The sequence below is a fragment of the Pedobacter cryotolerans genome, assembly GCF_005116475.1.
Taxonomy (GTDB): domain Bacteria; phylum Bacteroidota; class Bacteroidia; order Sphingobacteriales; family Sphingobacteriaceae; genus Pedobacter; species Pedobacter cryotolerans.
In genome coordinates, this window is record NZ_SWBO01000006.1 from 164,699 (window position 1) to 186,257 (window position 21,559).

At 30.8% G+C, this 21,559-nt stretch carries 19 protein-coding genes; 12 read left to right on the forward strand and 7 right to left on the reverse strand.

Features of this window, described 5'->3' with window-relative positions:
• Window positions 1-4: 4 nt before the first annotated feature.
• Both FA045_RS12115 and FA045_RS12120 read right to left on the reverse strand, forming a co-directional pair.
• Window positions 5-916 carry a glycosyltransferase family 2 protein gene (locus tag FA045_RS12115; protein WP_136877341.1) on the reverse strand — a complete coding sequence of 304 codons (912 nt, stop codon included), beginning with the start codon at window positions 914-916 and terminating at the stop codon, window positions 5-7.
• A 34-nt stretch (window positions 917-950) separates the two neighbouring features.
• Complete coding sequence (locus FA045_RS12120) at window positions 951-2,534, reverse strand: hypothetical protein (protein ID WP_225871334.1); 1,584 nt, start codon at window positions 2,532-2,534, stop codon at window positions 951-953.
• 178 nt (window positions 2,535-2,712) lie between these two features.
• On the opposite strand from FA045_RS12120, the gene FA045_RS12125 reads away from it, so the two are divergent.
• The 3 genes from FA045_RS12125 (at window position 2,713) to FA045_RS12135 (ending at window position 6,612) form a co-directional block, all read left to right on the forward strand.
• The gene (locus tag FA045_RS12125; RefSeq protein WP_136877342.1) at window positions 2,713-3,939 is read left to right on the forward strand and encodes a hypothetical protein; all 1,227 of its coding nucleotides are present in this window, start codon (window positions 2,713-2,715) and stop codon (window positions 3,937-3,939) included.
• Window positions 3,940-4,315: 376 nt separating this feature from the next.
• Window positions 4,316-5,449, forward strand: a complete 1,134-nt coding sequence (locus FA045_RS12130; RefSeq protein WP_136877343.1) for an NAD-dependent epimerase/dehydratase family protein — start codon at window positions 4,316-4,318, stop codon at window positions 5,447-5,449.
• A 155-nt stretch (window positions 5,450-5,604) separates the two neighbouring features.
• Complete coding sequence (locus FA045_RS12135) at window positions 5,605-6,612, forward strand: CgeB family protein (protein ID WP_136877344.1); 1,008 nt, start codon at window positions 5,605-5,607, stop codon at window positions 6,610-6,612.
• Between the two features lies 1 nt (window position 6,613).
• Here FA045_RS12135 and FA045_RS12140 read toward each other — a convergent pair whose 3' ends face one another.
• Together FA045_RS12140 and FA045_RS12145 are read right to left on the reverse strand one after the other, a co-directional pair.
• Window positions 6,614-8,308 (reverse strand): GMC oxidoreductase, encoded by a 1,695-nt coding sequence (locus FA045_RS12140; RefSeq protein ID WP_136877345.1) that lies wholly within the window; start codon window positions 8,306-8,308, stop codon window positions 6,614-6,616.
• 2 nt (window positions 8,309-8,310) lie between these two features.
• A complete protein-coding gene (locus FA045_RS12145; protein WP_136877346.1) occupies window positions 8,311-8,886 on the reverse strand; it encodes a gluconate 2-dehydrogenase subunit 3 family protein in 576 nt (191 codons plus the stop codon).
• A gap of 123 nt (window positions 8,887-9,009) precedes the next feature.
• On the opposite strand from FA045_RS12145, the gene FA045_RS12150 reads away from it, so the two are divergent.
• The 9 genes from FA045_RS12150 to FA045_RS12190 all read left to right on the forward strand — a co-directional run bounded on the left by FA045_RS12150 (window position 9,010) and on the right by FA045_RS12190 (window position 18,178).
• Window positions 9,010-10,368: a lipopolysaccharide biosynthesis protein gene (locus FA045_RS12150; protein WP_136877347.1), complete on the forward strand. Its 1,359-nt coding sequence runs from the start codon at window positions 9,010-9,012 to the stop codon at window positions 10,366-10,368.
• A gap of 459 nt (window positions 10,369-10,827) precedes the next feature.
• A complete protein-coding gene (locus FA045_RS12155) occupies window positions 10,828-12,549 on the forward strand; it encodes an HAD-IIIC family phosphatase (RefSeq protein ID WP_205943144.1) in 1,722 nt (573 codons plus the stop codon).
• 10 nt (window positions 12,550-12,559) lie between these two features.
• On the forward strand, window positions 12,560-12,805 hold the full coding sequence (locus tag FA045_RS12160) for an acyl carrier protein (RefSeq protein WP_136877348.1): 246 nt from the start codon (window positions 12,560-12,562) through the stop codon (window positions 12,803-12,805).
• Window positions 12,798-13,193, forward strand: a complete 396-nt coding sequence (locus FA045_RS12165) for a MaoC/PaaZ C-terminal domain-containing protein (RefSeq protein ID WP_205943145.1) — start codon at window positions 12,798-12,800, stop codon at window positions 13,191-13,193. Before FA045_RS12160 ends, FA045_RS12165 begins: the two co-directional genes overlap by 8 nt.
• Window positions 13,190-13,912, forward strand: coding sequence for an SDR family NAD(P)-dependent oxidoreductase (locus tag FA045_RS12170; protein WP_136877349.1), 723 nt, complete (start codon window positions 13,190-13,192; stop codon window positions 13,910-13,912). The genes FA045_RS12165 and FA045_RS12170 overlap by 4 nt, the downstream gene beginning before the upstream one ends.
• Before the next feature lie 180 nt (window positions 13,913-14,092).
• Complete coding sequence (locus FA045_RS12175; protein WP_205943146.1) at window positions 14,093-15,382, forward strand: MBOAT family O-acyltransferase; 1,290 nt, start codon at window positions 14,093-14,095, stop codon at window positions 15,380-15,382.
• A 4-nt stretch (window positions 15,383-15,386) separates the two neighbouring features.
• Window positions 15,387-16,295, forward strand: coding sequence for a hypothetical protein (locus tag FA045_RS12180; protein ID WP_136877351.1), 909 nt, complete (start codon window positions 15,387-15,389; stop codon window positions 16,293-16,295).
• 234 nt (window positions 16,296-16,529) lie between these two features.
• Window positions 16,530-17,390: a glycosyltransferase family 2 protein gene (locus FA045_RS12185; RefSeq protein ID WP_136877352.1), complete on the forward strand. Its 861-nt coding sequence runs from the start codon at window positions 16,530-16,532 to the stop codon at window positions 17,388-17,390.
• 14 nt (window positions 17,391-17,404) lie between these two features.
• Window positions 17,405-18,178, forward strand: a complete 774-nt coding sequence (locus FA045_RS12190; protein WP_225871335.1) for a glycosyltransferase — start codon at window positions 17,405-17,407, stop codon at window positions 18,176-18,178.
• An 80-nt stretch (window positions 18,179-18,258) separates the two neighbouring features.
• Here the strand turns inward: FA045_RS12190 and FA045_RS12195 are convergent, their stop codons facing one another.
• The 3 genes from FA045_RS12195 to FA045_RS12205 are packed head-to-tail and all read right to left on the reverse strand — an operon-like array spanning window position 18,259 to window position 21,496.
• Entirely contained in the window at window positions 18,259-19,116 is an 858-nt protein-coding gene (locus FA045_RS12195) for a beta-1,6-N-acetylglucosaminyltransferase (protein ID WP_136877354.1), read from the reverse strand.
• A complete protein-coding gene (locus FA045_RS12200; protein ID WP_136877355.1) occupies window positions 19,116-20,309 on the reverse strand; it encodes a glycosyltransferase in 1,194 nt (397 codons plus the stop codon). Before FA045_RS12200 ends, FA045_RS12195 begins: the two co-directional genes overlap by 1 nt.
• Entirely contained in the window at window positions 20,306-21,496 is a 1,191-nt protein-coding gene (locus FA045_RS12205; protein ID WP_136877356.1) for a glycosyltransferase, read from the reverse strand. The genes FA045_RS12200 and FA045_RS12205 overlap by 4 nt, the downstream gene beginning before the upstream one ends.
• Between the last annotated feature and the right edge of the window lie 63 nt (window positions 21,497-21,559).

Below are 21,559 nucleotides of genomic sequence, written 5' to 3' on the forward strand. Positions count from 1 at the left end.
AATTTTAAATTTTAAAACCTAAGTTTTTGCTGTTTTTGTGGTGGGTAAAATTCCAGATTAAACCTTTGAATACATATTTAATTAAATCTGTACGACCTTTGACCAAATAAACCAATATTTGTTTGGGAGAAGCAATGAAGGTATAATAAATGGTGAAAAGTATGGTATTAAAAAAAGAGGTATTTCTTCTAATGAACAATAAGCGATTTCGCGTCATAAAGTAGGTTTTAATTTTACTCTCTTTACCTACACTCATCGATTCTTTATGGTAAATTTTTGTTTTCCCGGTAAACCAGATTTTTTTTCCTGCTTTTTTAAACCTTTCGCACCAATCAATTTCCTCATAATATAAAAAAAACTGATCAGGCATTAAGCCAACAATAGCTAAATCAGCCCTTTTGCACATCATTGCTGCACCATGGCAATAACCTGTTTCTCGGCTATCTTTTAAATATTGATTTTGATTTACTTCTTTATGTCCAATTTCATTATTTCTGCAGGTTAAATAATTCATGGGTGTAAAACCTGCGTATTGAATTATTGTCGGCTCATCATAATACAAAATCAAGGGAGAAATCAATCCTATTGTTGGGTTTTTTACCATTTCTGCAACAAGTACTTCAATTAATCCAGGGGTAATTTCAGTATCATTATTTAAAAAGAGTAAATATTCTCCTTTGGCTTTGGCAACGCCTAAATTATTACCTCCAGCAAAACCTAAATTTTTTGTCGAACGTATATAAATTACATTTGGATAAACTGCTTTAAATTGTGCTTCGCAGTCTTCATTGCTACCATTGTCAACTAAAATTACTTCTACTTCATTTTCTTGCGTATGCGTTTTAACCGACTTTAAAAAATCTATTGTTACGTTTGGTTGATTAAAATTTACAGTGATTATTGAAGTCAAACTCATCTATTTTATTGCTCAGCTAGCTTAAGCGCTGAAATTACTTTTTCAAAGCCCTTACAAAAATTGGGGTTTCAGTTACCGTTAATTTAATTTTACCATCCACCACGTTTACCCTTTTTACATCCATTTGATCATTCCCAGGTTTTAGCGTAAAAATGTCTGCTTTTGTAGCACCGAAAACATTTAAGGTAAATTCTTCTTCTCTACCCACTTCATCAGGCACTGCCAATACGTACATCTTTTTATCCCCTAAGGCATAAACATCCACAAATGGATCTTTATTGATGGTACTTTCATAATGGTAATTGCCCATTAAGTTTTTCACTTGATAAAAATAATCTGCTACGGGTCTACGTTTATCGCCTTCTACAAAACCTGATGAGGCAAATCTGCCTGTAGGAGGGTTTAAATCTGTAAACATATAATAAAAAGCCCTGTTGATCCCATGACGAGCATACAACAAACTAGACCTTAAAGTCCAATCTGCTTGGGTAAGCAACGCTGATTTTTCTTTTATGGCAATTGCCTTTTGCGGACTAGTCAAATCAATATCATAACCCGATTCCGTATTCCACACTTCCATATTGTTATTGATGGAACGAGCGTATTTTACAAAATTATTTGCAATTTGAGCTATATCAGAATTTTCAGGTGCTTGTCCTCTATGCTTTTTAAATAGTTTTACAAACCAATTGTTATTATTATTCGCGTACAAATGATAATTGATAACATCAAAACAAAGATTTACACTGCCATCTGCTTTTAAGCCTCTATTTTTTCGGCACCATTCAACCATAGCTTTAACATACTCTACATCTGGAGTTGCTAATCCACCCATTACCACCATCATTTTCGGATCAGCTGTTTTCACACCTACATTTTTACCTAACTTGCCCATGTGCCCATCATAAAAGGCCGATAAGTTTGCTGCATATTCCTCCGGAGATTGCTCTGCAGGACGACCTCTCCACCATTTATCAGGCTCGTTGTTACATTCAATATATTTTACTGTATTTAAGCCTATTTTTTTTATGTTCGCATTGTCACCTGGCCATCTTAAGCTGGTGTCAATTTGAACAAGATTACTATTGATATCCTTGTTTGCTCCATATCTGGCTGCAAACTGAAAGCCAACTTTAGCTATTTTTATATAAGATGCTGGTAAAAGACGATCTGCAGGATATTCTAAAGGCAAATTTTCATTAGTCTGTTCACTTACTGGATAAGATTTATACAACCAATTCGGTATGGTTTTGATACAAACCAATGGCTCAATGCCTTCTTTTTTGCACCTTTCATAGATTACATCTAAATTCCAACCGCCACTCCTTGTTGGGTTAAAGGTATAATTACCTAATGTGTACTCTAACTTTTCCCAATCTAAATAATGCCTAAACTGACCAAAAGAGGTCATCAAGTTCATTTTTGGTTCAAAAATTTTGCTACCATCTGCTGGATTAACTGGATCTTGTAAAAAATCCCATTCAAAAGCATTGATACCGAATTGGCTATTTAAAGTGATTTTTTTTGCAGGATGTGCAATTTGTGATTCCTCTTGACAAGAAATTAATACCATAGCAATTACAAAAAAGCTAGATATCAGAGCGATTTTTTTGATCATTATTGGGATGAAAATATTTACGAATATACTATTCAAATGTTAAAACAACAATTTTTATCATTTTAACAAATTTTAACTTACCTCATTAACAATCTTTTATTGAAATGTGGATAAATATTTATATGTTTAAAAAAAATTAATATTTATTAAAACAAACTTTCATCTAAATTGTATCAGCATGTTTTCAAAAGTTTTCCCTAAAAATTTTTTGGCATTAAGTTTATTTTTATTGGTGAGTTGCTCATCTTGTAAAAAGGCAAAAACAGAACCATTGCCAGAACCTACCATTACATTACCAACCATTGTGAAACCACCAGCTGCACAAGCTACAGAAATTGGTACGGGTTCAGGCGCTTTGGTAATTAAAAATGAAAGTGATAAAAATTTCAGAATAAAACCAGGCACTTATAGTTATTTTCAATTTGAAAATATAAGCAATTGCAATATTGATGCCTACGATGTTAAAATTGAGGGTGGAAATGTAAGTTTAACAAATGTTAATGCTTTATCTTTAAATGGTTTATCTATAGAGAACAGTACTTATAGGGCATTTAACATTTATACCAACGCTAATGATTTAGTGTTAAAAGATATTACATTAAATAATATTGGTGATGTTGCCATAGTTTTTCACATCAATAAAAAATATGATGGAACTCCATCAAGTTTTTCTAATAACATCCAGCTCATCAACATTAAAGCGAATAATGTAGGTACTTTTTTTGCATCTTCTGGCGGACATACAAATGACGGCTATTCAGGTTTAATTAAAAATTTTAAAATGAGTGGATGTGCTATAACTAACAGTCCAACATTATCTAATGGAGTTTATTTAGCAGCAGCTGAGGATTACGAATTTTCAAATAACATCATTGACAACGTTAATTCGAAACAAAACAATCATAATGGGATCTTTCATCTCATAGGAAATGGGAAGGTTTTCGACAATAAATGCACCAATCACCAAGGTAATGTTGTAAGAGCTTGGCTGTGCAGCTTTACCAAAGAAGGCAGTGTTGAGATTTATAATAATATAGTTTGGAATTCAACTCGATATGGAGCTTTTGAGCTACAAGTACCTCCCTTTTTAAAAGCTATGGATAGTTTTAAGCCAGCAGTAACTGCTAAAGTTTATAACAATACGACTGGAAATTTAAACACTGGTTTACCCAAATACTTTGAAGGTAGACTTTTAGATTTATATGATACTTATGGTACTGTTGAAGTATACAATAATTTATTATTTAATAATTCTGATGCTTTAACTATCAATAAAATGTCTTCAGATATAAATACATTAATAATCAAAAACTCTAATAATATTTACAAATCAAATGCAGCAGAAGCCGTTTCAGATTTCACTACATTTAAATCATTAGTTAGTGGAGTTGGGGCAATCAGGTAAATTAATTCAATAGCTATTTTTGTTAAAGTAAAACAGTAATTTTTATTTATAGCATTATTTCAATTTGCTATTCCTTAAAAATTTTTAAATATTTATGTACTATTGATAAAACTAATTTAGGCAGTAGCTTGTTTCTATCTTATCTCCGTTAAGATAGATTTGTCTAATTACCAATATACTGTGAACAGACCTTTTTTATTGTTTAAATGATGCTCAAAATACAATAGCATCAAAAAGAAAATGAGAAAAATATTAGTTGTAGATAAATAGCTAAAGCTTTAAAAGTGTTTTTTAACTAAAATTAACTTCTAATTTATTTATCTTCGCAGATTTAACGCCCTAAACTCTATTTCAATAAACCCTATTATAAAAAGCAATGTCCAACATACTCATCACCGGTGGAGCCGGATTCATCGGAAGTAATTTAGCATTAAAATTAATAAATAAAGGTCATAAAATAAGCGTTTTAGACAACTTATCGGTACAAATCCATGGTAAAAATGCGGAAATTGCTTCACCATTATTTTTGAGCATAAAAGATAAAGTTAACTTTATTAAAGGAACCGTAACTTCTAAAGAGGATTGGCAACAAGCAATCAAAGGACAAGATGTTATTGTTCATTATGCAGCAGAAACTGGAACTGGACAGTCCATGTATGAAATTCAGAAATATGTTGATGTAAATATCAACGGAACTGCAATATTATTAGATTTATTGGCAAACGAACCGCATCAAGTAAAAAAAATAGTCATTGCGTCCTCAAGGTCAATTTACGGAGAGGGTAAATATAAGAGTAAAGAACTGGGATATGTTTATCCTAAACACCGCACTGCAAACTACATGGATGATGGTGACTTTGAAGTAAAGTATGAAGGCTCATCGGCTCTTGAGTTGGTTGCTACAGATGAAGAATCCAAAATACATCCATCTTCTGTATACGGCATCACTAAACAGAATCAGGAACAAATGATCATGACGGTTTGCCCTACCTTAGGCATTGCTCCTGTTGCTTTCCGCTACCAGAATGTATATGGACCAGGACAATCATTAAAAAATCCATATACAGGTATTCTTTCGATATTCTCTACACAAATAAAAAATGGTAATTCAATCAATATTTTTGAAGATGGAAAAGAGACCAGAGACTTTGTATTTATTGATGATGTTGTTGACGCCACTATTTTGGGTATTGAAAAAGATGAAGCAAATAATGAAGTTTTTAACGTTGGAACTGGTATTCCTACAGATGTAATTGAGGTGGCAAATGGTTTAATATCCAACTATGGGGTTGAAGTGCCTATTAACATAAGTGGAAATTATCGACTTGGCGATATCCGTCATAATTATGCAGATTTAAACAAAATTAAAAGTAAGCTAGGATTTGAACCAAAATTTGATTTTAAAAAAGGTTTAAAACGATTTACCGAATGGGTCGAAACGCAAGAAGTGCAGGAAGATAAGTATATGCAATCAATTGAGGAAATGAAAGCAAAAGGTTTATTTAAATAAATAAATCAACTGATTTTTGTCTTTAATTAGCAGATTAAAAGATAATTTTATTCTCAATTTTTGGGTTATTTTTTTTTATAATCACTAAAATAAAACTGATTTCTAAAACTTATCATCTCTATTCTTAGTTAATACGCAAACAATTTTAGATTTTTATGACAGAAAATATTTTAAATCAAAAAAAAATCCTTTTCATAGGCGTTAAGTTTTACCATTATCATCAAGAGGTTATTCACAAGTTAACTAAAGATTATTGTTCATCTGTTACTTATTTCCCAGAAAGAGATACATCCATTAAATATGGCATAGTAAACAGGCTAGCGCCAAATATGTTAGAAAGCTATCAGGAATATTATTATAAAAAAATCTTATCAAAAATTAAAGAGAAGAAATTTGATTATTTTTTAGTTATCCGAGGCTTTCAGATGCCACTATGGTTTGTTCAAAAAGTAAAAGAATTAAATCCAGGTCTTAAAACAATTAACTACCAATGGGATTCTAATACTAATAGTCCTTTTATTGACGTAGATTCTAAAATTAATATCTTGCCAGAATTCGATGCGAAATTTTCATTTGATTATAAAGATGTTAAAGAGCATGATGATATAGAATATTGCCCCATTTTTTATACCGACGAAATTAAGAAAATTGGCATGGCTCCAAGACCAGCTGATTATGAATATGATTTATTTTACTTTGGTTCTTACCTACCAGAAAGATACAAGGGATTACTAAGGTTTATTGAATACGCTGAACAAAATAATATCAGGCTAAAAACATATTTCTATATGCCAATAAGATATTATTTAATTGAAAGGCTTAAAGGTGCTAAAATTGATTGGAAGCTAATTAAATTTAAGCCAATGAACCGTAAAGAATATATCAATTTGTTCTTGAAATCTAAGGCCATAGTAGACGTTAGTAATGAAAAGCAAACAGGAATGGCAATGAGAGTAATTGATGTGCTAGGTTCTGGTAAAAAGCTTGTAACAACTAATAAATGGATAAAAAATGATGAAATTTATGACGAAAAACAAATTCACATCATAGATATCAACAACATTGAAATCCCAAAATATTTTTTACTTGATCAAACAGTTCATCAGCCAAAAGAGATCTCAAATCTCGATAATTGGATTAGAAAAATTTTTGCTATTGACTAAATTACATCGGATAATTTTTTATTGATTTGATAGCAAAATCACAAGCTCTTGCTGTTAAAGCCATATAAGTTAATGAAGGGTTTTGGCAAGATGAAGAAGTCATACAGCTTCCATCTGTAATGAACACATTTTTCACCTCATGCATTTGGTTAAATTGATTGAGCACGGATGTTTTAGGATTACGCCCCATTCTTACCGTACCCATTTCATGCACGGTAGAGCCACCAGGCTTATGATAATTAAAGGTTTCTATATTAATAAACCCTGCATCCTTTAGTATTTTGCCAGCAGTTTCTTTGATGTCCTCCATCATAGCAGCTTCATTTTCTTTAAATGCAAAATTGATATTCACCGTTGGTAATCCCCATTGATCTAATTTAGTATAGTCTAAATTTACTTGATTATCATAATAAGGCAAACATTCGCCCCAGCCACCCATCCAAACTGTCCATGGCCCAGGCTTGGTCAATTGCTCCTTAAAATCTTTTCCAAAACCCGGTAAATTATACGAACGGTCTTGCCACTCTTGTCGCTCGCCATGGCCTTGTAAATTATAGCCACGTAAAAAAGGCAATTCAGACTTTTCGTTTTTTAAATTTCTATACCTCGGGATTAAAAATCCAGCTGGCCTTCTACCTTTATAATATTTATCTAAATAACCTGTATGTACCCCATAAGCACCAGCTGAAGAATGGTGATCCATTAAGTTATGTCCAATTTGTAAACTATCATTGCCTAAACCATTCGGAAATCTTTCAGATTTAGAATTTAATAAAATAGCTGCACTTGCAATGGTTGAAGCATTTAAAAATATGATTTTGGCATAAAAAGTGAATACCTCATGCGTTAACGTATCAATTACAACCACACCAGTAGCTTTTTTCAATTCGTCATCATAAATAATTTCTTTTACAATAGAGTTAGGGCGAAGCGTTAAATTACCAGTTGCTTCAGCAGCTGGTAAGGTAGAGCTATTGCTACTAAAATAGCCTCCGAATGGACAACCTCTGGTACATAAATTACGATTTTGGCAAGGACCTCTTCCATCCCAACCTTTAGTTAAATTGGCTACTCTTGCTATGGTTAACACTTTGTCACTATTTTTTTGAACCGAAAGCTTTAAATGGTTTTCGATACAGTTCAGTTCCATGGGCGGTAAAAACTTTCCATCTGGTAACTGACTTAAGTTTTCTTTCTGACCACTCACACCAATAAATTCCTCAACATAATCATACCAAGGAGCCAAATCTTTATACCGAATGGGCCAATCTACCCCATGCCCATCTTTTAAATTAGCTTCAAAATCTAAATCGCTTAACCTATAACATTGCCTACCCCACACTAGCGATCTTCCCCCTACTTGATAGCCTCTAATCCAATTGAATGACTTTTCTTGCTGATAGGGATGATCGCTATCACTTGCATAAAAATGCTGGTCGCCGGCATCAGAAACAAAGCTTTGTACTGGATTTTGATCCATATCTGTTTTAGTATGGTGCAATCCATTATTAAAATCCCAAGGATTAAGATTTGCGGTAGGATAATCTCTGATATGTACCACATCCCTACCTCTTTCTAAAACTATTGTTTTTAAGCCTTTTTGGCACAGTTCTTTAGCAGCCCATCCTCCACTAATACCAGAACCAATCACAATGGCATCAAATGTAGTATTAGAATTGCTTGGTGTATCTTGCATAATTATTTGGTTGCCCACGATTTTTGATTAGGTTGTAATGGCAAACATGGTTGATAGACTTTCGGAATAAAATCATAAGCCAAACCTTTGGTAGCACCTTGATAAGACATACAATAACCTTGTACCGTTAAGGACTTTAGCTGAAAAATAAAAGCTAATCCGAATAGCTTCATATTTACCTTATTTAAAATATTATACCGATAGGTATCTTTTTGCTCGAAATAATTTAAGGTCTCAATTTTTTGTGTTAGCGTACAATCTGTAAATGCCAAATCGTAGTTCGAATAGCAGTATTGCTCTAAATCTTGTAAACCAATTATAAAATTATTCTGATCTTCTTTACCTGTGCAGTTAGTGATAATATTAATGATAAAATCTTGTACGTTTGCTGCTTTAGCCCCAGGTGTATGAGTAGCAGGAATAATAGTTTCCGCCAATTCTGCAATTAAGTCTTTATAATCGCTTAACAAGTATATTGCTGGCTTTTTTTTTAAATTATAAAATTTATACCCACCAACACCTATGGTTGTAAAAACACTAAAAATGAAGATATTTTTTAAGGCTTTTCTTCTATTCACTTAAATCATTAATTAAATTAGTTAAATTTACCACATTATTAATTAAAAAGTTTTCTTTCAGCGAAAAAATTTAAATAAAAACACATATTATCTAAATTTCAGCATTATTCATCCCTAACTTTAATGAGTTTAACTTCTAAACTAAAAAACATACATTTTTTATCTTTAATGGGAACAGGTGGAATGTCTGTGCTCACTTTTTTTTTCACTGCTATTTTATATAGGTCGTTAAACATTAAAGAAATAGGAATTTGGTTTTTTTTCCAAACATCTTTATCGTTTTTGGACACTTTTAGGCAAGGTTTTTTAACAACCGCATTTATCAAATTTTATTCTGGTTCTACAAAAGAAAGAGGAAAAGAAGTGATTGGATCTACTTGGATTATTGCTTCAATAATAACTCTGGTTATGGTTGTTATTAACTTACCTTTATTGTTTTTTTTAAACTATTTTACTGATGAAAGTTTAAACTACTTCTTTAAATACTTCTCTTTAAATCTGGTTTGTTCATTACCCATGATTATAGCGATGTGTATCACACAAAGTGAATTAAGGTTTGACCGATTATTATATATAAAGGTTGTGCAAGTTACTCTGTTAATATTTGTTGTTTTAGGATTAATATTTTTTAAACAAAATAATTTGCAAAATTTAATGATGGCTAATGTTTTTGCAACAGCAACCACGAGCCTATTTACAATTATAACTGGATGGTCTGGAATAAGAATGTTTTTTTCTAAAAGCAAATCTTGCATTAAGGAACTTTTTAATTTTGGAAAGTATACCGTAGGCACCTCAATTAGTAGCAATTTATTTGGTATTACAGACACTTTTATTATTAATTTCATGCTTGGCCCTTCTGCTATTGCTGTTTACAATCTAGGGCGAAGATTAATGGAAGTTGTAGAAATACCAATAAGAAGTTTCGTTGCTACCGCTTTGCCGTCACTTTCCAAAGCCTATAATGATAATGATAAATCAGAAGTGATTAAGATTATGAAAAAATATATAGGCATCATTACTATTGGTTTAATTCCAGCATTAATTATTGCTATTATCTTTGTTGATTTTGCCTTAGGAATTATTGGTGGAGGACAATATCAAGGTACACCTGAGGGTGAAATGGCGGCGAATGTCTTTAGACTCTCAGCGTTATTCGCATTACTTTATCCAGCAGATCGTTTTATGAGTGTTACTTTAGACGCTATACATATGCCTCAAATTAATTTTATGAAAGTAATTGTTATGCTAGTTCTTAGCATTGCAGCGGATTTTGTTGGCATTGGCATTTTTGGAAATGTTTATGGCATAGTGATTGCATCAATTGTACCTACTACTGTGGCTATTTTAATCTCAAAACATTATATACAAAAAGATTATTTGAGATTTTCATTACTTAACAGTTATAATTCAGGATTCAATGAGTTAAAATTAATTTGGCTAAATTTTTTTAAAAAAAAGTCTAAAACTACAAGATTTTAATAAAATATATCTAACAATCATCCTACTTATATTTCTTTCTCGAAAATCTTTATTTCCAGCAAGTATGTTGATTAATGTAAAAGGATAAATGATTTTTCTGGTTTATGATTAATATTTAGCATTTATTATTTCTCTTTTTTTAGAAAACCTCTTATTAATTTAAAGCAATCCATTTATATTTCATCTAGTATTTAATATTAACGATGCTTTTATAGTTTATTACAAATACAATTTTGCTATTTATCCACTTTTAAGTAAAGCTCAAGACTAAGTAAATTTTTGCTTTATAGTTAAATATAAATTACATTTGCATTTGGAAATTAATGATAAGTAAATATTTAACTTATCATTAATTATTTTCATTGTATTACGCACCAAATTAAACTTTATACGGTTATAAACTTGTAATAACTTGTTTGCAGGAATACTACAAAATGTGAATGCTTCATATTGAACATAATGGATTTTAGAGAACTAAAAAAGAATTTAAAAAAAGATCATTCATCATTTCCCACTCTAAAAGTCGCATTATTAGGAGATTCTGCAACACAATTTCTAGCTACCGCTATTAAGGGGATGGGATATGAAAGAGGATATCATATTAATTTATTTGAGGCGGAATTTAATCAGGTTGAACGACAGGTTTTAGATCAAACTTCGGACTTAAATGAATTCGATGCAGATTACGTTATTATCTTTCAATCTACACATAAACTTATTGAAAAATACAGTAGTACAGTATTAACTGAACAATCTAATCTTTGTAATGAGAGATTAGATTTTATTAAAGTGATTTGTAATAATGTAAAGGGAAGAATTATTTACTATAACTATCCAGAAATTGAAGATACAGTTTTTGGGAGTTATGCTAATAGCGTGAGTTCTTCATTCACTTATCAACTTCGTAAGTTAAATTTTGAGTTAATGAATTTAGCTCAAGAACGATCAAATTTATTTATTTGTGATTTACAAAGTCTGCAAAGTAAATATGGAAGAGATTTGATGTTTAATAGCAGTGTCTATATTAATACTGAAATGTTGTTAAGTATTGATATTTTACCCCATGTATCATCTAGAACATTGGATATTATTTCTGCAATTGAAGGAAAATTCAAAAAGTGTTTGATAGTAGACCTTGACAATACGATGTGGGGAGGAATTGTTGGTGATGATGGGTGGGAAAATATTCAAATTGGACATGGATTAGGGATAGGTAAAGCTTTTACAGAATTTCAACAATGGATTAAAAAACTAAAAAATAGAGGAATCATTATTGCAATCTGCAGTAAAAATGATGAAGATAAAGCTAAAGCACCATTCGAATTAAATCCTGAGATGATTTTGAAAATGGATGATATCACTGTTTTTATTGCCAACTGGGAAAACAAAGCTGATAACATCAGAAAGATACAGAATATTCTAAATATTGGATTTGATTCTATGGTTTTTCTAGATGATAATCCCTTCGAAAGAAATATTGTGAGAGAACATGTTCCTGGAGTAACTGTACCTGAACTACCTGAGGATCCAGGAGATTACTTAGAATATCTTTACTCATTAAATTTATTTGAAACTGCTTCCTATTCTACTGCTGATCTTGAAAGGACAAAACAATACCAAGTTGAAAATGAAAGAGTTCAACTTCTTCAAAGTTTCACCAATGAGTCTGATTTTTTAAAGTCTTTAAATATGGTATCAGCTGTTAAAGGTTTTAACTCTTTTAACAAACTCAGGGTAGCACAATTATCTCAAAGAAGTAACCAGTTTAATTTAAGAACTATTCGCTATACTGAAGCGGAAATCGAAGCTTTATCTCTTGATAATGATTATGCTTGCTTTTCATTTACTTTAGAGGATAAGTTTGGAGATAACGGATTGATATGCATTATTATCCTTAAAAAAGATAATCGTGAAACTTTATTTATAGAAAGTTGGTTTATGAGCTGTAGAGTTTTGAAACGGGGCATGGAAGATTTTACATTAGGAGTTCTTGTGAATTATGCAAAAGCCAATGGTTTTAAAAAAATTATTGGTGAGTATTTGCCAACCGCTAAAAATCAAATGGTTGCAGAACACTATTCTAAATTAGGTTTTAATACCTTAATAGGATCTGAAAACAATCAGTATGAACTATATGTTAATGATTTTATAAGTAGAGAGCATTTTATAACTGAACATTAAGAAAATATTTATGAACAACAATGAGATTTTAGAAAAAGTAAAAGAAATTTTTAGAGACATCTTAGATAATGATGAAATTGAATTAACATTTGAAACTAGTGCGAACGATGTTGAAGACTGGGACTCTTTAACACATATTCAACTTATTGTAGCTATAGAGAAAAGTTTGAAGATAAAATTTACTTCGAAAGAAATTTTATCTTGGAGCAATGTAGGTGAAATGATTGAATGTATCCAAACTAAAAAAAGTGCTTAAAGTAAATGATAAATTTGAGATGTCATTTTTTGTTTCTAATGACATTTACATAGGTTTTTTAGATTTATTTAAAGACAAAAACCCTCTTCATACTAATGAACATTTTGCAATAGACAAAGGGTTCGATGGAAAAGTAATGCATGGCAATATTTTAAATGGTTTTATATCTTATTTTATTGGAGAATGTTTACCTACTAAAAATGTAATCATTCATACACAAGAGATACAATATAAAAACCCAGTTTATTTAAATGATGAAATTTTTTTCTCTGCTATTGTTAGTGAAGTAATTGAATCTGTTAATGTAATTCAGTTTAAATTCTCATTCAAAAATAGCTCATCTAAAATTGTCGCTAAAGGTAAGATACAAATTGGAATATTTATATGAATGTGCTTATTACAGGGGGGGCATCAGGGCTAGGAGAGGCCATAACACGATTAATAGCTTCTAAACCAGAATTTAAAATCTATTTTACATATGCTAATTCAAAAGATAGGGCATTAAAAATTGAAGAAAATTTTTCTAATGTTACTAGCATAAAATGCGATTTTAATGTAGATGAGGAAGTTAATCGATTAGTAGATTCTTTACCTAACCTAGATATAGATATTTTAATTAATAATGCATATAACGGTCAATTCTTAGATTCTTATTTTCATAAAACAAATGAAAACGATTTTTTAGGTTCATTTCGCGTGAATATTTTACCAACAATAAAAATTACCCAAGCCTCCATATCTATCTTTCGCAAAAAGAAATTCGGCAAAATTATTACCGTTCTAACAGCAGCATTAGTAAATAATCCACCAATTGGATCATCAATATATGTAGCTAACAAAGCGTATTTGATGCAGTTATCAAAGATATGGGCAACTGAAAATATAAAATTCAATATTTGTGCCAATACAGTCTCACCTGCATTTATGCTGACTAAATTTACTGAATCAATAGATGATCGTATTGTAGAACAGATAGTAGCAACTCACCCACTCAAGCGTTTATTAACTACCAATGAAGTGGCAGAGAGCGTACTTTTTCTAATAAATTCTAATCAGCATGTTAATGGAATTGATTTACTAATAAATTCTGGAGTAAACATTAAATAAGCATTTATTCAATCATATCAACCTAAAATGCTCGTAAATTCAATAAATTTTTTAATCTTTTTTTGTGTTGTTTTCATTGTATATTACTTTTTATTAGGCAATAGATATAAGCTTCAAAATCTTTGGCTCCTATTATGTAGCTATTTTTTTTATGGTTTTGCAACATTGAAAATGATACCATTGCTGCTTTTTGCAACGATTTTCTTTTATATATTTGGGCTAATTATAGGTAAATTTAAAGAGGAGTCAAATAATAGAGCGTCTGTTTTTACCTCAATTGGTTGCCTTACTGGCATAGGTTTATTGCTTTACTTTAAATACCTCAACTTTTTTATAGAATCATTTAGTGATCTTTTTACTTCTATTGGGCTAACTAATAATTGGTCTATAATTAATATTATCATGCCGCTAGGGATTAGCTTTTTTACATTTAAGTTAATCAGCTATTTAATTGAAATTAACCGTGGCAATCTGGCTCCAACCAAAAATTTTATAGACTTTGCACTATATATATCTTTTTTCCCTACAATCCTATCGGGCCCAATTGATAGACCAAAGCCATTTTTAACTCAATTAACTAAACCTAGATTTTTAGATTTTGAAATGGCATCAGAGGGGCTAAAAAGAATTTTTTGGGGTATGTTTATGAAGATGTGTATAGCGGATAGACTCTCAATATACGTTGATGCCATTTTTGACAATTCCTTACACCATAATGGAACTTCAATCGCTTTTGCAGTTTTACTTTACCCTATCCAACTTTATGCAGATTTTGCTGGTTATTCAGAAATGGCAATTGGAGTTGGTTGTTTATTAGGCTTAAAAGTTACAGAAAACTTTAAAAGACCATTTTTCTCAACAAACATTGCAGACTACTGGCGTAAGTGGCATATTTCTCTTACCAGTTGGCTTACAGATTACGTTTTCATGCCGCTTAACATAAAATTCAGAGAACTAGAGAAATATGGATCGTTACTAGCAATTATTGCAACATTTGTGCTAATTGGCTTTTGGCACGGTGCTGCTTGGACATTTGTTCTTTTCGGATTATACCATGGATTACTTTATGTACCACTTATGCTTTCAGGTGCATTTTTTAAAAAAAATAAGTCAAAAGGCATTCCAACATTTGTACCAATCCTAAAAATGATTAGGACATATTTATTGGTTGCAATTGGTTTAATATTATTCAGATCTACTGGTGTTGAACATGCTAGCAGTATTGTATACAAAATATTAACAGACTGGGGTAGTTTATTTGTTGACTCAACGACTTTAATTAATGCAATTATTTGCATATTTATTCTTTTCATTAAGGACTTTAAAGATGAATATATGTTGCAAAAAGATGAGAAAAATAGGGGATGGATAATTCAATATAAATACGAATTAACAATTTCTTTTTATATTATCTTAATCTTGTTTATGGGCGTGTTAGATGGAGGTCAATTTATCTATTTTAAATTCTAAAATAATGAGAAAATTTTTAATTAGACTCATCATTATCATCGGCATTGTATTTATTCTTGATAGAACAATGGGATTAGTGATAAAAATTTTATATAACACAGCTACTACCACTGATGAATATAAATTAAACTTCACTACTAATCAAATGGATGCTCCAATAATTTTCATGGGAAGCTCAAGATGCCATCATCATTATGTGCCTGATGTATTAGAAGACACATTACAGACGAAAGTCTATAATGCTGGCTTGTGGGGTATGAGAAACATTTATTTTCAATATGGCTTGTTGAGTAACATTTTAGAGCGCTATACCCCTAAAACAATTTTTCTAGAAATTCATCCAATTGATTTTTTAAAAACTCCATACTCAGATTTAACTTCAGTATCAAACCTATCACCATTTGTAAACCGGAGCTCGGGTTGTGATGAAGTTTTAAAAAAGGGGAAATATTATTATAAAGATATTTTATCTCACACTTACAGATACAATAGTCTATTCCCAAACCTTATTTTAGGTAATTTATTTACTAGAACAAATTTAGAAAATGAAGGTCTTAAACCGCTTTATGGGGAAATTGATAAAAGTAAAGGTAAGATTGCTCCAGAAAAATTCAATTTTCCTGTAGATCAAAATCGAGTAAAGTATCTTCAAGCCTTCATAAACAAATGTAAAGACAAAAATATAAAATTAGTATTATTATTCTCTCCCATGTATGCTGTAGACAGCGTTGATTTTCTAACTATACCTACAATACTTGCTAAAAAAAATAACATAGATTTTTTAAATTATTATAATTTACCAGGCATTACAGGAAAAGAAGAATACTTCTACGATTTTGGACATCTAAATGAGGCTGGGGCAAGAAAATATTCATCATTAATAGCAGGGGAATTAAAAAAATATACTAACTAAAAAATAATCAATATATTTTAATCTAGAAAAAAATAAACAATAGCATTAACGAACAGGAAAACTAAATTTTATATTATTGTGTTTTAAATTAAATATTTAATTCTTTAAGGTTAAGAATAATAAATTTTGCACTTAATTAAAGAGCGTATAAGATTTATAATCAGAAAACAAACTATAATCCTATAATAATTGTATTCAAAATGACTAACGTATCAACCTAAATTATTAAAATTTATGCACATTCTTTCTATCCCTAAATGGGTTAATCAATATCATTTTCCTTACCAAAAAATTGAGGATGTACCCGAAAAAGTATTTGAAAATATCAATACTAAATTGAAAAAATTACAGCAAGGGAAGCCACTGGTAACCATTTTAATTGCTGCATGGAACGAAGAAATAAATATTTTGCGCAACATGGCAAGCATTGCCGATTTAGAAACTCAGATTCCATTAGAAATCATTATTGTAAATAATAACTCTAAAGACAATACACAAACAACTCTTGACAAATTAAGTGTTACAAGTTTATTTCAGGTTATTCAAGGATGTGGCCCAGCTAGGCAATTAGGCATGGAAAATGCAAAAGGCAAATATATCGTTCTTGCTGATGCAGATTGTGTTTATCCTTCATGTTGGTTAGATGATGTGATGGAGGTAATGGTAAAACCAGGTGTTGCCTGTGTATATGGCCGCTATTCTTTCATTCCAGAAAAAGGATTTCCGAGGTGGCAATTGTTTATTTTAGAAAAACTAAAAGATTTAGCTGCAGAACTACGACAATTTAATAGGCCTTATTTAAATGCTTTTGGAATAAGTATGGCTTATGTAAAAGAATATGGGTTAAAAGTTGGTTATATTATGCACAATACCAGAGGTGATGATGGTAGATTATGTTTTGATTTAATGCAATTTGGAAAAGTTAAACCAGTAAGGTCTAATAGAGCCCGGGCATGGACAGCTCCAAGAACACTACAAAGAGATGGCACTTTTATGCAAGCTTTAACTTCTAGAATTAAATTAGAGTTTAGAAATTTATTTTCTTTGGCAACACCTCACAAACCCCACGATACCAAAACTAGTAAAAACGAATAATCAATTTATCAATTATGCATACATTTTCAGATGTATCACTATTAATTACGCATTATAACAGAAGCGAATCATTAATAAATCTTTTACAATCCTTTAAAAAATTAAATTGCTTTTTTGGTGAAATTGTTGTTTCTGATGATGGTAGTAAGCCTGAACACTTAAATAAACTTACATCATTAATTGAAACTTATGGTTTTAAACTAATTACCACTGCTCAAAACAAGGGATTAGGCAACAACATTAATAAAGGACAAGATGCGGTAACCAAAAAATTCACCCTTTATGTACAAGAAGATTTTGAGCCTAGTCATCTTTTCCCTATCAAATTTGAGAAAGCTTTAGCTTATTTGAATGCTGATAATAGCTTAGATATTGTCAAGTTCTATGCCTACTATCCTTATCCTTACCTTAGGAATTTTAGCTTAGATTACGATGAAATGTATGTTAAATCATACGGACTTAGATATGATAAAATCTATTTTTACACTGATCATCCTCACTTGAGGCGTTCAACATTTTTTGATAAATTTGGCAGATATCCCGAAGGATTAAAAGGAGATGTAACCGAATATAAAATGTGTATTTCCTTTATTCAACAAAAAGGCAAAGGCCTATTTTATAAAGATTATGCAAATTTATTTTTGCAAAAAAACTCAGAAGCTGAGCCTAGCACAATGACAAGAACTAACTGGAAACAAAATAAAAACATCTTTATAAAAATTCTTAGGGATGCTTATAGGCAGATCAAATACAATTTTGATATTAAAATAATGAAACCATTAAAATAAAACAGTTAACACTAAACAGCTAGTCGGTCAAATTTGACCTAAATTAATCTAAACATGAGTTAATCTGTCTTTTCAAATATTTACTTTCTAGCCTTGTCTAATTCATCTAAAATCATTGAGTCAACTTCTGCATCAAATTTTCTAGCAAAGAGTTTATTAGTAGCATTTAAGATTTCTGGCAAATTAGTTGATGTTAAAATAAGTGGATTGGGTGACGTGTTTACCCAAGTAATATACCTTAGATTATTGTTAATGATTTCATTTTTATGAGGTGAATTCATCAGAATACTGGCAATCAAAAATTCATCAGCAGTCCAAGTATATTTCATAAAATTCGATAGGTTCTTGTTTATGCTCATGAAATCAAGTAAATATTTAGCACAACTATTTGAAATAGACCACCAACTTGAATCACTACTACCATAAAGTTTAATGGGTAGAGGAAATTTTCTTTTTGGTAGAACTGTGTTAAATACTTTCTGAATAAAATATTTACCTCTGAATTCAAAATCTGTAAAATGATACTGCTCATACCTAACTATGGCATGTTCCCACCAATCCTTTTTTTCATCAGGGTCATAGGAGATAAAACTTTTACCTAAGTTTTCCCTGTAAAAATTTACAATATGATCGATTGGCTTAATTGGATAATCTTGGGCACTCATCAGATTGTAAAAATCAAATGAAATAGCTGAGTCTAAAACTTCAGCGAGTGATGCAAGAATAGCTTTCACAAAGCTATAACCACCCCATCTACATATTTTTCTATCTTCAATAAAAGTAACACGCCTAAATTCACTTAGATATAAAAAGGGTTGAATATCTATTTTTTTGTCTACATGAATAAAAAAATGAAAACACTCATGATCCATGGCTCTAATCAACCGTTCTAATTGAGCTGGGTTTTTGTGAACCATTATAATATTGGCAATTTTCATTATAATTTGATATTTAGATTAACTGCATTATAAATACTTTTTACAGAGTTTTCCCAAGTATGAGCCAAAGCAAAGTTTTTTCGCTCTGTCATAAGGTTTTCATTATTATTTTTTATCAAACTTTCTATCCCTATGATGTATTCTTCACCGTTATTGGCTAAATAAACATGATCTTTAAATACCTCCATCGTTTCAGTCTTTGTAGCAATGGTTGGCTTTCCTAACGCTAAATATTCGTCGATTTTGCGAGGATAATTACCAATGGTTAACTCATTTAACAATTGAGGATTAAAACAAACATCAAAAAAGTTAATGTATTTAGGTAAATCATCAGTAGGTTGTGAGCCTAAAAAATGTACATTATCAAGTTGGTGCAAAGCACTGCTTTTAAAAGCATCATCTTCAGGGCCTACTAAAACAATATTCCAATCAGGTCTTTTTTTAGCAATATAATAGATTAAATCAATGTCTAATCTGGCAGCGGTTAACACACCTACATAACCAATAATAGGCGTTTTCAATTGCTTCAAGGCTGTAGAAACTTTTGCAATAGCTGGATTGTTGAAAATCGTAAAATCACATCCTTGCCCTACATCATAAGAATTGATGTTATACTGTTTGCAATAGTTCATCAAATAGGCTGAATTAGCCACACACAAATCTGATTGAGCGATAATTTGTGGCTCTAAAATTTGTCCGTGCTTTTTATAATAACTAGTTGCCAACATATTGTCTCTTGAGTAATATATGCTCAATTTAGGTTTCAAAAGCTCCTTTAAATGAAAACTCCTAAACATATCGCTATCATTAAACAAAATGAAATCGCTAAAGTTTAGTTCTTTGAGCGCTGGTGCAATTGCTTTGGCTAATCTTTTATTGTTTAGCTTATTTAACCATTTAAAAATATAATCTGAAGAGATCCAGTTGATTGATTCAATTAAACAATTAGGATAAAGTTGATATAAATTGCTAGAAATTTGAACTAAACCATCTTCTTTACCTGCGATTACATTTAAACGTTTTTGAATTTTTGGATCATTTTTACCTCTAAACTTTGTTATTCTATCTAACGGGAAATTGATGTATAATACCCTATTCTGTTTAGCAAATTCTAAGGCAATATTTTTACAGTTACTGCCAATTTCAGTATCCCAAGCCTGTTGACCCACAACAATGATGTTTTGATTTTTCAATTGATCTTATTTTTTTGGGATGAAGTACTCATTGAGTTATCAATTTGATGTTGTGTGGCTACTGACCTTTGGTTAGCATTTTTGGCGTATACCAGTGATACTAACTGAAAATAGATAAATTTAGGGATGTTAACCAATGCACTATAAATTTTAGGATCTGCCTTATAAAACTTTAACGGAATGTAAAAACTGACCAGGAAACAGACAAAGGCAATGAACCATATTAACGCAATAAGTGGATTGATGAATAGGTTGATTAAAAAACATAATCCTGATAAAAGAATAAACATGAATAATGGAGGCCTAACCACGATTAAACCAAATAAGATTTGATTGATACTAAAATTTTTAATTCCTTTTAATAAAATTTGAAAACCAAAAACTGAGTATTTAAACCAGGTATTGATCCACCTAGATCTTTGGTTAACCAATTGATTTGCATTGGTTGTTTTTTCATCGTACACTACCGCTTTAGGTGCAAAAGCAATGCGTTTTCCTGCCAATAAAATTTTCGCTTGTAATACCTTATCAAAACCAGCACCAGTTAAGTCGTGATTTTCGAAACAAGCTTTATACAATGAAGTTTTAAAAGCCATACCAGAGCCCGATAAAGTGGCGGAAGAACCTAATTTGTATAATACCTCGCCATCATAAAAATGATAATATAAATCACGAGCTGCATCCATGCAGGCATAATTGGTATTTAAATTTTTCGCTTTGCGAATGCCTTGTACTGCCTCAAAACCATGGTCGAAATACAAATTTAACTCATTTAAATAATTAGGATCAGTTAAATTATCACTATCAATAATGGTGAGGATTTCATGTGGCCTTTTAAAATTAGCTATGGCGTGTAAATGAGAACGGGTGTTACTAGCTAAGGTAGTTTCGGGCTTAAGTAAAACAACTCTTTGGTCATTAAAATTTAAATCCGTAATGTCACAATTATCAGCTACTACATAAATAAGGTAATTGCTGTAATTTAATTGTAACAGCGATTGCACAACAGCAGGCAAAAGTGCAGTTTGCTGATAAGCGGTTACAATAATTGCATAGTCATATTTTTTAGTCTCCAATGCATTTATTTTTCTTTTGCGAAAAAGAAAATAACAAATGGCTAAAAATAAAGGTAAAACTAAATTATAACCGATTAGAAATTGTATGATATACCAAATATATGTCATCATTAATTAATTAAATCATCAGGTCTTTTGGCACTTTCTTTTTTATAGGCTTTTATCCCTAAAAAA

Coding starts and splice junctions, on each gene's coding strand:
- FA045_RS12205 (WP_136877356.1), bottom strand. CDS start 21,496: ATGATGACATATATTTGGTATATCATACAATTTCTAATCGGTTATAAT.
- FA045_RS12125 (WP_136877342.1), top strand. CDS start 2,713: ATGTTTTCAAAAGTTTTCCCTAAAAATTTTTTGGCATTAAGTTTATTT.
- FA045_RS12170 (WP_136877349.1), top strand. CDS start 13,190: ATGAATGTGCTTATTACAGGGGGGGCATCAGGGCTAGGAGAGGCCATA.
- FA045_RS12115 (WP_136877341.1), bottom strand. CDS start 916: ATGAGTTTGACTTCAATAATCACTGTAAATTTTAATCAACCAAACGTA.
- FA045_RS12195 (WP_136877354.1), bottom strand. CDS start 19,116: ATGAAAATTGCCAATATTATAATGGTTCACAAAAACCCAGCTCAATTA.
- FA045_RS12155 (WP_205943144.1), top strand. CDS start 10,828: ATGGATTTTAGAGAACTAAAAAAGAATTTAAAAAAAGATCATTCATCA.
- FA045_RS12185 (WP_136877352.1), top strand. CDS start 16,530: ATGCACATTCTTTCTATCCCTAAATGGGTTAATCAATATCATTTTCCT.
- FA045_RS12135 (WP_136877344.1), top strand. CDS start 5,605: ATGACAGAAAATATTTTAAATCAAAAAAAAATCCTTTTCATAGGCGTT.
- FA045_RS12140 (WP_136877345.1), bottom strand. CDS start 8,308: ATGCAAGATACACCAAGCAATTCTAATACTACATTTGATGCCATTGTG.
- FA045_RS12120 (WP_225871334.1), bottom strand. CDS start 2,534: ATGATCAAAAAAATCGCTCTGATATCTAGCTTTTTTGTAATTGCTATG.
- FA045_RS12150 (WP_136877347.1), top strand. CDS start 9,010: ATGAGTTTAACTTCTAAACTAAAAAACATACATTTTTTATCTTTAATG.
- FA045_RS12190 (WP_225871335.1), top strand. CDS start 17,405: ATGCATACATTTTCAGATGTATCACTATTAATTACGCATTATAACAGA.
- FA045_RS12130 (WP_136877343.1), top strand. CDS start 4,316: ATGTCCAACATACTCATCACCGGTGGAGCCGGATTCATCGGAAGTAAT.
- FA045_RS12160 (WP_136877348.1), top strand. CDS start 12,560: ATGAACAACAATGAGATTTTAGAAAAAGTAAAAGAAATTTTTAGAGAC.
- FA045_RS12180 (WP_136877351.1), top strand. CDS start 15,387: ATGAGAAAATTTTTAATTAGACTCATCATTATCATCGGCATTGTATTT.